This is a genomic window from Sporosarcina pasteurii (assembly GCF_041295575.1).
Taxonomy (GTDB): domain Bacteria; phylum Bacillota; class Bacilli; order Bacillales_A; family Planococcaceae; genus Sporosarcina; species Sporosarcina pasteurii.
On record NZ_CP160452.1, the window covers coordinates 1542806 to 1559255 of the forward strand.

Annotated in this window: 13 protein-coding genes; 1 reads left to right on the forward strand and 12 read right to left on the reverse strand. The window is 39.4% G+C overall.

Going from position 1 to position 16450, the window contains the following annotated elements; all coding sequences use genetic code 11:
• Window positions 1-82: 82 nt before the first annotated feature.
• From meaB to AB1H92_RS07155, 11 genes are all read right to left on the reverse strand, one after another.
• Window positions 83-1159 carry a methylmalonyl Co-A mutase-associated GTPase MeaB gene (meaB, locus tag AB1H92_RS07105; protein WP_243835745.1) on the reverse strand — a complete coding sequence of 359 codons (1077 nt, stop codon included), beginning with the start codon at window positions 1157-1159 and terminating at the stop codon, window positions 83-85.
• Window positions 1156-3318 (reverse strand): methylmalonyl-CoA mutase, encoded by a 2163-nt coding sequence (gene scpA / locus AB1H92_RS07110; protein WP_370475512.1) that lies wholly within the window; start codon window positions 3316-3318, stop codon window positions 1156-1158. The genes meaB and scpA overlap by 4 nt, the downstream gene beginning before the upstream one ends.
• A complete protein-coding gene (locus AB1H92_RS07115) occupies window positions 3305-4999 on the reverse strand; it encodes a methylmalonyl-CoA mutase family protein (RefSeq protein WP_115361118.1) in 1695 nt (564 codons plus the stop codon). The genes scpA and AB1H92_RS07115 overlap by 14 nt, the downstream gene beginning before the upstream one ends.
• 135 nt (window positions 5000-5134) lie before the next feature.
• A complete protein-coding gene (locus AB1H92_RS07120) occupies window positions 5135-6457 on the reverse strand; it encodes a dihydrolipoamide acetyltransferase family protein (protein WP_115361116.1) in 1323 nt (440 codons plus the stop codon).
• A gap of 20 nt (window positions 6458-6477) precedes the next feature.
• On the reverse strand, window positions 6478-7461 hold the full coding sequence (locus tag AB1H92_RS07125) for an alpha-ketoacid dehydrogenase subunit beta (RefSeq protein ID WP_115361114.1): 984 nt from the start codon (window positions 7459-7461) through the stop codon (window positions 6478-6480).
• Entirely contained in the window at window positions 7461-8468 is a 1008-nt protein-coding gene (locus AB1H92_RS07130) for a thiamine pyrophosphate-dependent dehydrogenase E1 component subunit alpha (protein WP_115361112.1), read from the reverse strand. The genes AB1H92_RS07125 and AB1H92_RS07130 overlap by 1 nt, the downstream gene beginning before the upstream one ends.
• Window positions 8469-8483: 15 nt before the next feature.
• A complete protein-coding gene (gene lpdA, locus AB1H92_RS07135) occupies window positions 8484-9911 on the reverse strand; it encodes a dihydrolipoyl dehydrogenase (RefSeq protein ID WP_115361110.1) in 1428 nt (475 codons plus the stop codon).
• A 1-nt stretch (window position 9912) separates the two neighbouring features.
• Complete coding sequence (gene buk, locus AB1H92_RS07140) at window positions 9913-11028, reverse strand: butyrate kinase (protein WP_370475514.1); 1116 nt, start codon at window positions 11026-11028, stop codon at window positions 9913-9915.
• A 25-nt stretch (window positions 11029-11053) separates the two neighbouring features.
• Window positions 11054-12157: a Glu/Leu/Phe/Val dehydrogenase gene (locus tag AB1H92_RS07145; protein WP_115361106.1), complete on the reverse strand. Its 1104-nt coding sequence runs from the start codon at window positions 12155-12157 to the stop codon at window positions 11054-11056.
• Window positions 12157-13092, reverse strand: a complete 936-nt coding sequence (gene yqiS / locus AB1H92_RS07150) for a phosphate butyryltransferase (RefSeq protein ID WP_115361104.1) — start codon at window positions 13090-13092, stop codon at window positions 12157-12159. The genes AB1H92_RS07145 and yqiS overlap by 1 nt, the downstream gene beginning before the upstream one ends.
• 15 nt (window positions 13093-13107) lie before the next feature.
• Complete coding sequence (locus tag AB1H92_RS07155) at window positions 13108-15147, reverse strand: sigma-54-dependent Fis family transcriptional regulator (RefSeq protein WP_115361102.1); 2040 nt, start codon at window positions 15145-15147, stop codon at window positions 13108-13110.
• A gap of 126 nt (window positions 15148-15273) precedes the next feature.
• Between AB1H92_RS07155 and AB1H92_RS07160 the strand changes: the two genes are divergently transcribed.
• The gene (locus tag AB1H92_RS07160) at window positions 15274-15519 is read left to right on the forward strand and encodes a DUF2627 domain-containing protein (RefSeq protein WP_115361100.1); all 246 of its coding nucleotides are present in this window, start codon (window positions 15274-15276) and stop codon (window positions 15517-15519) included.
• 113 nt (window positions 15520-15632) lie between these two features.
• On the opposite strand, the gene spo0A is transcribed toward AB1H92_RS07160, so the two are convergent.
• Window positions 15633-16421 carry a sporulation transcription factor Spo0A gene (gene spo0A / locus AB1H92_RS07165; RefSeq protein ID WP_115361098.1) on the reverse strand — a complete coding sequence of 263 codons (789 nt, stop codon included), beginning with the start codon at window positions 16419-16421 and terminating at the stop codon, window positions 15633-15635.
• Window positions 16422-16450: the final 29 nt, after the last annotated feature.

Below are 16450 nucleotides of genomic sequence, written 5' to 3' on the forward strand. Positions count from 1 at the left end.
GTAAAACAATCAACAAGGGTGACAAGTCCCCAAACATTCATGTTTGGCTACCTGTCACCCTAAGAAGTCTATATCCCTTTATCTAAAACAATTGTTCCACTGCGTTACTTACCGTTAACTCTCCATTTAATAATGCTTGTTCAAGTTTTCGTACTTCTTCTTGCTTTCCTTCTTTAGAGAAAAAGGAATCGATAAGACGATCCGTGATCATCGCATGAAACCAGTCTTTCGTTTGATGACTACGTCTAGTGTCCCAAAAATGTGTTTCTTTCATCTTTTCTTTGAATGCTAAAACATGCTCCCACACTTGATCGAATCCTGTTCGGTCATATGAGGATACAGGTAATGCTTTCCCTGTCCAACCAGGAGAAGCAGGCTGTAGTAAATGTAAAATTTGTTTATATTCACGTACCGTCTTTTTGGCTAGCGGGATATTATCTCCGTCTGCTTTATGAACGATAATCATATCGGCTAATTCCATGATGCCTTTTTTCATTCCTTGAAGTTCATCACCGGCTCCAGTAAGGGCAAGCAAAATAAACATATCAACCATGCCGCGAACGATTGTTTCACTTTGTCCAACACCTACTGTTTCAATCAAAATAATATCATAACCGGCTGCTTCACATAAAAGCATCGTTTCACGAGATTTTTTATGCACGCCGCCTAATGTTCCCGCTGATGGCGAGGGACGAATAAAAGCATTTGGATGTTTCGCTAATGATTCCATACGCGTTTTATCACCTAAAATGCTACCGCCTGTTACTGTTGAACTCGGGTCTATCGCCAGTACGGCAACCTTATGCCCAGCTTCAGCAAGTTTAAGGCCAAATTGTTCAATAAACGTACTTTTTCCAGCTCCAGGCACACCTGTAATTCCGAGGCGAATGCTGTTTGCTGTCTTTGGGAGCAAGCTTAATAATAATTCCTGACCTGCTTTTTGATCTTCCGATTTTATGCTTTCCAAAAGTGTAATGCCTTTAGCAAGATGTAGTCGTGACCCGCTAGAAATTTTTTCTGCTAAATTCGGAATGGATAAATTTTTATCCTTTTTAACAAATCGTTTTCTCGGCGTTCCAATCATTCCATCATGTTGGGAGTCAATCCCATCCATAATATTCATTGCACTATCTACTTTTGAATCACCTTTGTGACTCATACTTCCGTCACTTCTTCGTATCCAAGTTGTACATAAATTTTCTCAATGACTTTTTGTGCAGAAACAGGAATGACCGTTCCTGGTCCAAAGATTGCAGCAGCGCCGTTTTCTCTCAAGAACTCATAATCTTGCGCCGGAATAACACCACCAACGACGATTAATATATCCTCGCGTCCAATTTTCTCTAAAGCTTTTCGAAGTTCTGGAACAAGCGTTTTATGTCCAGCAGCAAGTGAACTAACACCAATTACATGAACATCGTTTTCTGCTGCTTGCATCGCAGTTTCTTCAGGAGTTTGGAATAAAGGGCCAATATCTACATCAAAACCAAGGTCTGCAAACGAAGTTGCGATTACTTTCGCACCACGGTCATGACCATCTTGTCCCATTTTGGCAATCAGAATTCTAGGACGCCTTCCTTCATTTTCTAAAAACTCATCAGCCATTGCTTTCACTTCCACGATTTCTTCCTCATTCGAGAAGTTAGAACTATATACACCACTCACAGATCGAATCACCGCCTTATGTCGACCGGAAACTGATTCAATCGCATCTGAAATTTCCCCAATCGTAGCTCTAACTCGAGCTGCATCCACAGCCTTTTCTAACAAGTTTCCTTGTCCAGAGCGTGCCACTTCTGTTAAAGCTACTAACATTTCTTGAACCTTCTCTTCATCTCTCGACTGTTTCATTTGCTGAATACGGTCGATTTGTTTCTGCCTAACAACTGTATTATCAATATCTAAAATATCGATTGGTTCTTCCTGATCTAATTGATATTTATTTACACCAATAATAATTTCAGCTTTCGAATCAATTTGCGCTTGACGCTTTGCCGCTGCTTCTTCGATTTTCATCTTTGGCAATCCAGTCTCAATCGCTTTTGCCATACCGCCAAGTTCTTCAATTTCCTCAATTAATGCCCATGCTTTTTCCATCAACTCATCCGTTAACTTTTCAACATAGTATGAACCGCCCCACGGATCAGCCACCTTCGTCATAGAGGTTTCTTCCTGTAAAAACAATTGTGTATTCCTTGCAATCCGTGCTGAAAAATCTGTCGGTAAAGCAATCGCTTCATCGAGAGCATTTGTATGTAGAGACTGGGTATGCCCCATCGCTGCTGCGTTCGCTTCAATTAACGTTCTCGTCACGTTATTGAAAGGATCCTGCTCCGTCAAACTCCATCCAGAAGTTTGAGAATGCGTCCGAAGTGCTAATGACCTTGGATTTTTTGGTTCAAATGACTGCATGAGTTGTGCCCACATTTTACGTGCTGCACGCATTTTAGCGATTTCCATAAAATAATTTTTCCCAATCGCCCAGAAGAACGATAATCTCGGTGCGAATGAATCAATATCAATCCCTGCTTTTAACCCAGTTCGAACATATTCAAGTCCATCCGCAAGCGTATAAGCAAGTTCAATATCTGCTGTCGCTCCTGCTTCTTGCATATGATAACCCGAAATCGAAATGGAGTTAAATTTCGGCATTTTTTGTGACGTATACTCGAAAATATCTGCGATAATACGCATCGACATTTCTGGTGGGAAAATATATGTGTTACGTACCATATATTCTTTTAAAATATCATTTTGAATCGTTCCAGCTAATTTTTCTGGGGAAACACCTTGCTCTTCTGCTGCCACAATATAAAATGCCATGACTGGCAGTACAGCACCATTCATCGTCATCGAAACCGACATTTCATCCAACGGAATTTGATCAAATAAAATTTTCATATCTTCCACAGAATCAATTGCAACACCTGCTTTTCCAACGTCGCCAGTAACACGTGGGTGATCTGAATCGTAACCGCGGTGGGTCGCTAAATCAAAGGCAACAGATAGCCCCTTTTGCCCCATTGCAAGGTTCCGTCTATAGAACGCGTTACTTTCTTCGGCTGTTGAAAAACCAGCATATTGACGAACCGTCCAAGGTCTTGTTACATACATCGTTGGATAAGGTCCTCTTGTATTAGGTGCAATTCCCGGGAAGTCATTCAAATGATTGACACCCTCAATGTCTTTTTTTGTATAAACTGGTTGAAGCTGAATGCCTTCGTTCGTTAGAAATGCTTTCTTATCCAAAGCGCTTGTCGCTTTCACCTGGCTTGTCACTTTTAATGGATTAATATCTCGAAAATTAGGTTTTTTCAATGTCCGCATCTCCTTTCCAACGACTCAAAATTTCAGTAAACTTCTCTAATTTGTCCAGTCCTTTATAAACAAAGCCATTCAAGCCTTTTTCTATCCATTGTTTTGATAATTCATCGTCATATTTCCCAGCCACGTCTGTCGTAATTTCGCAAGGTAATTTTTCAAGTAAAGGTATCATAAGTTCTTGCGTCACTTTATTTGTTGCACAGATAATTATATAATTTAATTGTTCTCCATTGACCCAATCTATCGCTTCATCAACTGTTGAAAGTTCAGAACTCCACTTTGTCTCTAGACCACCAGTCGCCAAAAATCCACTAATGAAATCTGCTCTCGGTTTAAAATCTTTTAGTTCGCCAAATGTAAGAAGTCCAATTTTAGGCTGATCTTTTTCAAATAGCATTCGAAATTTCTCAAACGGTTCAGCGAGTCTATTTCTAACTGATAATTTCGCTTCTTTTTCATCACTTGCGCCTAGATCAGCATACACATTCGTCCCTACTAGAGAATGAGTACCTTTCGAAATGGACTCAATGCGCTCCGTATAAAGCTTTTCTAGTCGTTCTGAATACGCATTACTGTTAATATAAGTTGAATATCCGCCTAACTCTTCAATTTCTACGAAAAGTTGCCAAGCTTTTTCAACTAATTCTTTCGTTAATGATTCAATAAAGTAAGAGCCACTAGAAGGATCGATTACTTCCGTTACTTGTGTTTCTGCTTTAATTACGAGCTGAACATTTCTAGCAAGTCTAATAGAAGTTGGAGTTGGATTTATTAATACGTCATGCGGATGTACCGTTAAAACATCGGTTCCTCCAAGAATTGCTGAAAAGGCACTATTTCCAGCACGTAGCAAATTAACGTACGGATCCAGTGTTGCATAAGAACGCATTGATGTTTCAGATAAAATTGGGATGTGTTCGACATCTTCTTTGCTATATGCAACTGAAAGCGCTTCCCATAAAACTCTAAAAGCACGCAGTTTTGCAATTTCCATAAAGAAATGTGTATCAATCGCAAAACGTACAAAAAACTGTTCATTTAACGTTTTAAAACTATCTATATCATTTGCATGATGAGCTGCCTTTGCTAGCGCAAGTGCTAATTCAGTTACAGCATCAGCCCCTGAATGATGTGCTTCAATTACATCTGCTCCAACCGTTCGTACATTCACAAATCCTTCAAGTAAGTTTGTCTGTTCAGTTTCTACGACACCTGTAACTTTCTTTTTGTCTTCCCCTGAGATTTGACTGAATACATTCAGAATCTCATCAGTTTTGGAAACACGATAGAAATAAATAGGATATTGAATAGCAAGTTTTGCTAGTTCGATGATTACATCATCATGCCAATTAATTGGATTACTTCCATCATAAACTATCGATTCGTTACCACGTTCAATTGACTCTCTTAAACTTTGTAAAAATGAATGTGCATCATCAGTATATTGTTGTTGAGCGATTGTCCAACCCGGTCTCTGTTTCGCATCACGGATCGGGTCAAGCGATTCTAGTCTTGAGGAATGTTCTGTATACAATGGATATAAATTAATGCCTTCTACCGTTTTGGAAATTAACTTCTCAAAAGGCAGCCCCTTTAATGATTTTACGGCAACATCTTGCCATTCTTCGTATGTACTTTTCTCAAACGTTGCTTGTTTTATATCGTTAATTAGCACTTCTCGCTCCCCCTCCTACAAACTTTTACAAATCTTTCAACTTCTATTTTACATGAAACTCACTAAATTTGTAAGTGTGAAAAAACCTGGAACCAATACTGGCTCCAGGTTTAATGATTGTACTTTTAGTTCTATTTAATAAATAGACGTATTTTCAGCTGATACATTTTCTAATATTTCTTTCACACGTGCTAAGAAACGACCGCAGACGAGTCCATCTAATACACGGTGGTCAAGCGATAAACATAAGTTTACCATGTCACGTGGTGCAATCATGCCGCCGTCTAAAATAACTGGTCGCTTAACAATCGATTCTACTTGTAAAATTGCCGCTTGTGGGTGATTAATGATACCCATCGATTGAACAGAACCGAATGAACCGGTATTGTTCACTGTAAATGTACCACCTTGCATATCTGCAGCTGCGAGTTTGCCTGAACGTACTTTGCTGGCAAGTTCATTCACTTCTCGAGCAATGCCTTTAATCGTTTTCTCATCAGCATGCTTGATGACCGGTACGAATAAAGAATCCTCTGTTGCTACGGCAATTGATAAGTTAATATCTTTCTTTTGAACGATTTTATCGCCCGCCCACATAGAATTCATCATCGGGAACTCTTTTAAAGCTTGTGCAACAGCTTTTACGAAAAATGCAAAATAAGTTAAGTTGTAACCTTCTTTTTGTTTGAAATCATTTTTCAATGAATTTCGGTAAGCTACTAAATTTGTCACATCTACTTCTACCGTCATCCAGGCATGAGGAGCTTCATGTTTTGACTTTAACATGTTATTAGCAATCGCACGGCGTACACCCGATACTGGTATTTCAATATCTCCTGTAGCAACTGGAATTTCAGTTTTCGGTGCTGAGACTGCAGATGTTGCTGGTTCAGCTGCTGGAGTACTTACAGCTTCTTTCGCTCCGGCAACTTCTTCTTGAGCTGGTTTTGCTACAGGGATTTCCCCACTATCAATAATCGCTTGTAAGTCTTTACGTGTAATACGTCCACCGCGCCCTGTCCCTTCTACAAGTGACAGATCAATGTCATGTTCTTGTGAAAGTCTGAGAACAGCCGGTGAAAAACGTCCGCTCGCTGCGCCTTTTTCGCGCTTAATTGGTGATTGCGGTTTTAATGAACCTTCTGCGGGCATTTCATTCGCAGGTTCTTCTTTTGCTGGAGCTGCTTCAACTGGTTTCTCAGAAGTTTCTCCGCTTCCTTCCGTTTCAATCGTACAAACGACAGCGCCAACTTCTAATGTTTCACCTTCTTCAGCAACAAGCTCTTTGATAACTCCGCTAAATGAAGAAGGGATTTCTGCATTCACTTTATCAGTGTTTACTTCAGCTAATGGGTCGTATTTATTAACCTTATCTCCAGGTTTTACTAACCATTTTTCAATTGTACCTTCAGTTACACTTTCCCCAAGTTGAGGCATAGTTATATTTTCAATAGCCAATACATTTACCTCCGTCTCGATTAAAATTCTGCAAGATCACGTGCTGCTTTTTCAACCTTGTCAGGGTTTACCATAAAGAAACGCTCCATTGTAGGTGCATATGGCATTGCAGGTACATCTGGTCCAGCAAGACGCTTAATCGGTGCATCTAGATCAAATAGACAGTTTTCCGAAATAATCGCTGCAACCTCTGACATAATGCTTCCTTCTAGATTATCCTCTGTTACGAGAAGTACTTTTCCAGTTTTGGAAGCTGCCTCAATAATCGCTTCTTTATCAAGCGGATATACAGTACGTAAGTCAAGAATATGTGCTGAAATGCCATCTTCCGCAAGTCTTTCAGCCGCTTGCAATGCAAAATGAACGCAAAGTCCATACGTAATAATTGTAATGTCATCGCCTTCTCGCTTCACATCTGCTTTTCCAATTGGTAAAACATAATCATCAGCAGGCACTTGACCTTTAATTAGACGATAAGCACGTTTATGTTCAAAAAACAGTACAGGATCTTCATCACGAATCGCTGCTTTTAATAGTCCTTTTGCATCGTATGGTGTTGAAGGAATCACAATTTTCAACCCTGGTGTACTTGCAAACATCGATTCAACCGATTGAGAGTGATAAAGAGCACCGTGGACACCGCCGCCGAACGGGGCACGAACAACAATCGGACAAGACCAGTCATTATTTGAACGGTAGCGGATTTTTGCAGCTTCAGATACAATTTGGTTTACCGCCGGCATAATGAAATCAGCGAATTGCATTTCTGCAATTGGACGCATGCCATACATAGCTGCACCAATTCCAACTCCCGCAATTGCAGATTCCGCAAGTGGCGCGTCAATGACTCGGTCTTCACCGAATTGATCATAGAGGCCTTGTGTTGCTTTGAAGACGCCCCCTTTTAATCCAACGTCTTCACCTACTACGAAAACACGATCATCTCTTTCCATTTCTTCTTTCATTGCAAGTGTAATTGCATCGATAAATGACATAACCGTCATTATTCGTTCCCCCCTTCATCAGCATAAACATGAAGCAGCGCGGACTCAGGCTCTGCGTATGGAGCATTTTCAGCATAGTCAGTAGCTTCGTTTACTTCTTTCATAATTCGTTCTTCAATTTCTTGTTCCAATTCATCCGTCAGCACGTTTGCTTCTTTTAAATAAGCAGAGAATGTAACGATTGGGTCTTTGGATTTCTCTTTCTCAATTTCTTCTGCTGGACGATATTGACGTTGGTCGTCATCAGAAGAGTGTGAAGTGAGTCGGTAACAAATTGTTTCAATTAAGCTTGGACCTTCCCCGTTACGCGCGCGGTCTGCCGCTTCTTTTACTACTTTGTAAACTTCTAAAGGATCTGTGCCATCAACTGTTACGCCAGGCATGCCGTATCCTATCGCACGATCAGAAACATTTTCAGCCGCAACTTGTTTTTCATACGGTACTGAAATTGCATATTTATTATTTTCAACCATAATAATTGAAGGTAATTTATGAACACCTGCAAAGTTCATTCCCTCATGGAAATCCCCTTGGTTAGATGACCCTTCACCTAAAGTTACAAATGTAATAAAATCTTCTTTTTTCATCTTCGCTGCTAATGCAACACCAACTGCGTGCGGTAATTGTGTAGTAACTGGAGAAGATCCTGTTAAAATACGGTTCTTTCTTTGACCAAAGTGGCCAGGCATTTGACGCCCACCTGAATTTGGGTCCTCCGCTTTTGCGAATGCGGAAAGCATTAATTCTGTTGTTGTCATTCCGAAATGAAGAACAACCCCTAGATCACGGTAATACGGTGCAATCCAATCTTTTTGATTATCTAACGCATAAGCAGCCCCTACCTGTGCCGCTTCTTGTCCCTGACATGAAATAACGAATGGAATTTTTCCAGCACGGTTTAATAGCCACATTCGCTCGTCAATTCTACGTGCACGGACCATTGTCTCATATATTTGTAAAGCATCTTTGTCAGTTAAGCCTAGTTCCTGATGACGGTTTTTTGCCATTAAAAAGTCCCCCTTTTACATATGAATTGCTTTTTTATCTACAGCTAGCGCCGCTTCACCCATCACTTCTGAAAGAGAAGGATGTGGATGAATTGTCGTAGCAATTTCCCAAGGTGTAGCATCTAATACCATTGCGAGCCCTGCTTCAGAAATTAACTCGGTTACATTCTCGCCAATCATATGCACACCTAGAATATCATCTGTTTCTTCATCCGCAATGATTTTTACAAAACCATCCGAATTTCCGTTTACAAGGGATTTACCAATAGCCATAAATGGAAACTTACCTGTTTTCACTTTATAGCCTTGGTCTTTCGCTTGTTGTTCAGTAATCCCAACACTTGAAACTTCAGGACTAGAATAAATACAACGTGCAATTTTTGAATAATCTATTGGCTGTTGTTTGATACCCGCAATATGTTCTACTGCTTGAATCCCTTCATGCGAGGCAACATGTGCGAGTTGTAGACCCCCGATTACATCACCAATAGCATAAATATGATTTTCTTTCGTTTGGTAAGTCGGCCTTGTTTTAATGACACCATTTTCAACTTCAATTTCTGTGTTGTTTAAGCCTATGTCATTAATATTTGCTTGTCTACCGACAGAAACCAGCATTTTTTCAGCAGTGAAAGTCTCAGTATTGCCGCCAACTTTAGCCGAAATTGTAACAGAGCCTTCCTCTTTTTCAACAGTTTCTGAAAGTACCTTTGCACCTGTTACAAACTTAACACCTTTTTTAGATAATAACTTCTTCATTTCTTTAGAGATATCGATATCTTCAGTCGGAATAATCTCGTCCGCGTATTCAAGAACTGTTACCTCAACACCGAAGTCATTCAGCATAGAAGCCCATTCAATTCCAATAACTCCACCGCCAATGATAATTATGGACTTTGGTAGCTCTTCCATTTCAAGTGCGCCGTCTGAAGACATAATTGTTTTTTCATCTAGTTCAAGACCTGGTAGAGATTTTGGCGTTGATCCTGTCGCGATAATTAAATGTTTTAGAATTAAAATTTCATTTTCCTCACCATTTGACATCTCGACTGAAATGGTCCCTGGCATTGGGGAGAATATAGATGGTCCTAACATTCTTCCAAATCCATTGAAGACATCTATTTTTCCTTTTTTCATCAAACCTTGAACACCTTGATGTAATTGCTTAATTATGCCGTTTTTTCTATCTTGTACACGCTTGAAATCGAGCGTGACCTTTTCTGTATGTACGCCATAATCTGCAGCATGATGCTTGGCAGTGTTATAAACTTCTGCGCTTTTCAGCAATGCTTTGCTTGGAATACATCCTTTATGCAAACATGTACCGCCTAGCTTTTCCTTTTCTACTAATGCGGTTTTTAAACCCAGCTGTGCTGCACGGATTGCTGCAACATAACCGCCTGTTCCGCCGCCTAAAATGACGATGTCATATTCTCTTCCCACATCAATTGCCTCCTTTAAATGCTACCGTTTCGTTTGGGTAGATTTTTGCTAACTCTTCTCCAGCAAGCACGCGTATAGCCCCTTCAGAAAGAGCTTGCAGTTCATCTTCCCCAGGATAGACAGCCACGTCAGCTATCCAACTAATTTTAGAGGATAGTTGTTCAATAAATTCTTTTCCGTATGCTAACCCGCCTGTTAAAATAATTGCATCCACATCCCCTTCTAGGACTGTTGCAGCACTTCCGATTTCTTTAGCAATTTGATAGGCCATAGCATCATAAATGAGCTTTGCATCCTCGTCTCCTGATACAATTCGCTCTTCAACTTGAACTGCGTCATTTGTTCCCAGATAACCTACAAGCCCACCTTCACCAACGAGCGATTTCATTACGTCTTTTCTAAAGTACCTTCCTGAAAAGCATAATTCAACTAAATCCCCGATTGGTACACTACCTGCTCGTTCAGGGCTAAATGGTCCATCTCCGTGCAACCCATTATTCACGTCAACTACTTTTCCGCCGATATGTGCGCCGACAGTGATTCCTCCGCCCATATGTGTAACAATGAGCCGTAATTGGTCATACGATTGATTCACTTCATTTGCGTACCGTCTGGCTACTGCTTTTTGGTTAAGTGCATGAAAAATTGATTTTCGTTGAATTAGAGGCGAACCCGAAATTCTTGCTATCGGTGAAAGTTCATCTACGACAACTGGATCTACAATGAAGGAAGGGATATTTAAGTCCGCTGTAATTTCACGAGCCAATATACCGCCTAAATTTGAAGCATGTTGTCCAAAATAACCTGCTTTTAAATCATCAATCATCTTATCATTTACTTCATACGTACCACCCTCAATAGGTCGAAGTAAGCCACCGCGTCCACAAACTGCATCCAATGTCGAGAGTGCAATTTTATGATCATCAAGCACTTTCAAAATCGCATCTTTACGAAAGTTATACTGGTCAATAATGGAAGGAAATTGTGCGATTCTCTCAGTTGCATGACGAATGGTATGTTCTAACACCAAAGAAGCACCTTGAAACACGCCAATTTTGGTAGATGTTGAACCTGGATTGATGACTAGCACTTTATAACTTGTTGTTTGCACAGTCATTCCTCATTCCATTATCAATACTTGTTTATTCTATTGTTTTTTTAGAAAGAATGCTTTTTTCTTGTTTTAAAAATTGGCCACGTGATCTTCGTACACTTTCAATACGTTCTTCAGCTAAACGATCAGCGGCTTTATAAGTTGGGATATTATCGCGTTTTGAAATCTTGAAAATCTCACCAATAGTATCGTAAATACCAGCAACACGCTTTAGCGCACGCTCACGATTATAGCCAACAAGTTCATCGGCAACATTAATTACCCCACCTGAGTTAATCACGTAATCTGGTGCATAAATAATGCCCATTTCATGAATTTGGTCGCCATGGCGGTCTTCTTTTAATTGGTTATTTGCCGAACCAGCGATTACTTTACATTTCAACTGTGGGATTGTATCGTCATTGATCACTGCGCCTAGTGCACATGGTGCAAAAATATCTACTTCTTGAGAATAAATTTCATCAATGCCAACTGCTGTCGCACCAAAAGCATCAACAGCACGTTGGACAGCTTCTTCATTAATATCTGTCACGACTAATTTGGCGCCTTCTTCGTATAAATGCTCACATAGTGTATAAGCGACGTTTCCGACACCTTGAACTGCGATTGTTTTACCTTCTAACGAATCAGATCCGAACGCTTCTTTTGCCGCTGCTTTCATTCCGACATAAATGCCATAAGCTGTTACTGGAGATGGGTTTCCTGATGAACCAAATTCGGCAGATACCCCTGTGACATAGTCTGTTTCTAAATGAATTAAATCCATATCTGCTTCCGTTGTTCCCACATCTTCTGCAGTAATATAGCGGCCATTTAAACTCTCAATATAACGGCCAAATGCACGGAACATCTCTTCGTTCTTATCTGTTTTCGGGTCGCCGATAATCACTGTTTTACCTCCGCCCAGATTCAGGCCAGCAGCCGCATTTTTATAAGTCATCCCTCGCGCTAAACGCAATGCATCTTCAATTGCTTCATCTTCAGATGCATAAGTCCACATACGAGCTCCGCCAAGTGCTGGTCCAAGTGTCGTGTCATGAATCGCAATAATTGCTTTCAATCCTGAATTTTTATCCTGACATAGTACTACTTGTTCAAAATCGTAAGTTTCCATATACTTGAAAATTTGCATTATATATTCCTCCTAAGGATTGTTTGATTTTGTGCAGCTAATATTGCAAGTGCCAGTGAATAAACTTTACTTTCAGCACGATCCGCCCTTGAAGTTAGAACTATGGGTGCTTTTGCTCCTTGGATGATCGCGCCAACCTTAGCTTTTGCAAAATAAATGAGTGACTTATAAAGAATGTTTCCCGCTTCTATATTGGGAACGAGTAGAATATTAGCTTTACCCGCTGTGTTTCCAGTTAACCCTTTTTGTGCAGCTGCTTCAATTGAAATGGCATTGTCTAGTGCAAGTGGTCCATCTACAATACAATTCTTTATTTGGCCTCGTTTATTCATCGCGACTAGTGCGGCAGCATCAATTGTGGGTTCCATTGCAGGATTAATCGTCTCAACCGCAGCAAGAGGCGCAACAATTGGCTGTTCAATGCCGCATGCTCTTGCTGTTTCGACTGCATTTTGAATAATTTCTGCCTTTGCTTTTAAATCAGGCTCGATGTTCATCGCCGCATCTGTAATAAAAAATAACTGTTCAAAGTTAGGCACTTCAAATGCTGCCACATGAGAAAGAACCCTTCCCGTTCGTAAGCCATATTCTTTATGTAAAACAGCTTGTAAAATAACAGAAGTTGGTAAGTTTCCTTTCATAACAACATGTGCTTCACCACTAGCGACCGCTTTCACAGTTTCTCGAGCAGCCTCTTCTTTTGTCGCACTATGTTGTATACTTACATGCTTGTTATCAAGCAAGTCCGGAAAATATAATTCCATCAATTGTGTTAATTCGTCTTGATTGTCGAATAATATAAAGGATGCAAGTGACTTCTCCACTGCCAGATGCACTGCTTTAAGCACTTCTTTGTCACATGCAGCAGCAACGGCAACTGTTGGACTAACACTTGAAGAAGAAGCCTTATTGATTAAAGAATTGAGACTGACCATGTTCTGTCCTCCAAACTAGGCAAGATTATATTTATCGAGTTTATAATATAAAGAACGGAGTGAAATCCCTAACCGATTAGCCGTTTCTGATTTATTCCCTTCATTCTCGGTCAGCGCTTGTTCCAAGATAGAACGTTCATAGTCATCCATCATCGAAGTCAATGTACTTTTAGCTGGCAAACTAGATTTCTCTTTACTCCTATTGGATGAGAAAAGAGATTTTTTCACATCGGCTGCTTCCAGTATCATTTCGCTTTGCTCCATATAAATCATTGCCCGATTTATAACGTTTTCTAGTTCCCTAATATTCCCAGGCCAATCGTATTGCTCAAGCAATCGTTTCGCTTCGTAGGATATCACTTCTACGTTCATGCCGAGTTCATTGTTTAATTTGACTAGTAAATGTTGCACGATTGGTGCGATATCTTCTTTCCGACTGCGAAGTGGCGGAATTTGAATGGCAATACGATTTAATAAGTAATAAAGTTCTGCTAAAAATGTACCGTCGTGAATTGCTTTTTCTAGATTTTGGCACGTTGCTGTGATGATATGAACAGATGTCTGAATCGGTCGCGCGCTGCCTACTGCATAAAACTCTCCCGTTTTTAGATAGTGAAGCAGTTTACGTTGGGTAGAAAGCGATAAATCAGCAATTTCATCTAAAAATAATGTTCCATTGTCTATTTCCTCAAATAACCCAGTTTTTTCTTTCTTTCCTTTTTCACCTTCTGAAAACTTCCCAAAAAGTTTTGCTTCAAGAACATCAGGGGGAATGGCTGTACAATTTACCCGAATAAACTTATTAAACTTTCGCGTACCTTCACTATGAATTGCTTGTGCAAATAATGCTTTTCCACTTCCAACTTCCCCGCGAAGTAATACAGTGAAATCATTATCGGTGGCAATGCGTGCTTGCTCAATCGCAATTTTTATCTCCGCAGAATCACCACGTATATCGTTAAATGTATTTGTCGATTCTAATTCTCTAATAATGGCTCTTGCTTGATCAAGCTCATTCATCAAATTTCTCATCTCAGTGATATCATGAATGATCCCAACACTGCCTTTTAATTCATCATCCATTAGTATCGGTGCAACATTTACGATAACTTCATTATTATTTTCGCCGATTCGCATATTGACCCCACGAACTGGCTTTTTTGTTTCTAACACTTTCATATGAATACTCTCACCTTCACTTATATCCGCTGTTGCAGGTTTTCCAATCACTTCATCTTTTGTTAAACCTGTAATGCGTGTATAAGCAGGATTTACTAAAATACCGTAACCGTTTTCATCCACAACGGAAATGGCGTCATCACTAGAATAAATAATTGCTTCAAGCATTGTTTGAACCTTTTCAAGGTCCGTAATTTCCTTTGCTAGTGCAATTGCTTCAGTCATATCTTTAAACACTGCAAATGCCCCAACGATTTCACCTTTTTGATCGTATAACGGAAATCTCGACGTCATAATCTCGAGGCCATTTGCAAGGACAAGTTCCTGGTTGACTTCTGACTTTCCAGATTTAAATACATCTTTAAGCTTTGTCAATGGAATTACATCGGTAACTTTTTTTCCAATCGCGTCTTCAATTGAAATCCCAACCATTTCTGATGCCCGCTTGTTAAAAAAGTCAACTTCACAATTCGCATTAATTCCTACCATTCCTTCATCAATTGAATCAAAAATGAGGCGTTGTTTGTGCATTTCTGCACGTATCCGTTTTGTATATGTATGATTTTCTTGTAGTAATTGAACAATTAGATTTGCAACTGACCCCGGAATTAACACAGTTTGAGAATGCTTTGCCTCTAAAAGTTGACTGAACACCAATTCGTCACCAGTAACATCAAAAATAATGTGTACATTATCGTGTAAAAACTTTCGCCAATCGTTACCAAATGAAATCCCAAGTTCTTTTGCACGAATAATGCCTGGTGCATATTCATCAGTGTCAATTATTGCACTAACATTCATTAATTCTACGTTTTGGAGAAGATCTAGTATTATTGAGCCACCTGTTCCTGCACCAATAATAAGAACGTTTTGCAAGGATGTTCAAACTCCTTTATTTTATATGCAATCTTTTGCATTCCAACTTCATCATACATGATAAACCACTTCTTGACAATATTTCTGTAGAAGGTAGAATGATATTTAGCTAAAGGAGTTGTTTAAATGGCGAGGCTAGCAGCTTTTATCGTACTTCTCATCCCTGGTTTATTGGCAGCTGGTGGAATAAAATTTATGAGAGATTCTTTATATGGAATTGTATTTTTCCCATTTATACAAAGTTGGATTCAATTTATTGTCGGTTTAATTATGTTTACATTGGGCCTTGGTTTTTTTGCAGGATTTTTATTACATAGAGATCGAAAAAAAGGCCGTGTTCAAGAAAGATTTGTAAAACACAAAAAACCTTGATTGCTCAAGGTTTTTTTGTGTTTTTAAGACGTTTTATAATCGGACACAGAAAGTAATTTGCAATTACTTGCATTTCACTAATATCCCAACTGAAAACGCTATCATCTATCAAATTAGCTAGCCATATGTTCTAATCTAATTTTGTCTGCAATCATTGCAATAAATTCTGAGTTTGTTGGTTTACTTTTCAAATGATGTACAGTATACCCAAACATTTTCGATATGACTTCATAATTCCCTCTATTCCAAGCGACTTCAATGGCATGTCGAATCGCTCGTTCAACACGTGATGGGGTCGTATTATATTTTTTAGCAATATCTGGATACAATATTTTCGTCACTGATCCAAGTAAATCTACATCCGAATAAACCATCTGAATCGCTTCTCTTAAAAATGCATACCCTTTAATATGTGCTGGTACACCAATTTCTTTTATAATCGAAGTAATTGTTTTATCAAGCATTTTCGGACTAACTACGCCCGATTGTTCTTCAGGAGCATGTGATGATGGCATACTCGATTTCTGCATTCCAGAAACTTGGAAGATTTGATTTGTCAATCGATCAAATTCAAATGGTTTTAACATAAAATAAGATGCCCCTAAATTTGCAGCTTGGCTCATGACATCTTCCTGACCAAATGCCGTCAGCATAATTACATGTAAGTCTCCATACTCTGGCGTTTTACCAATCGTTTCTAAAACAGCGATACCATCAAGATGTGGCATGATAATATCCAATAATAAAATATCTGGACTATCTTCCTTAAGCTTCGACAAGCACACTTCCCCATTATGCGCTGTCCAAATCACTTCTATTTCTGAATTCTTGTCGAAGTAAGCCGTCATAGTTCTTACCAATTCCTTGTTATCGTCAGCAATGGCTAATTTAATCTTATTCATGTCCCATTCCCCCAAAATCAATTTTATTT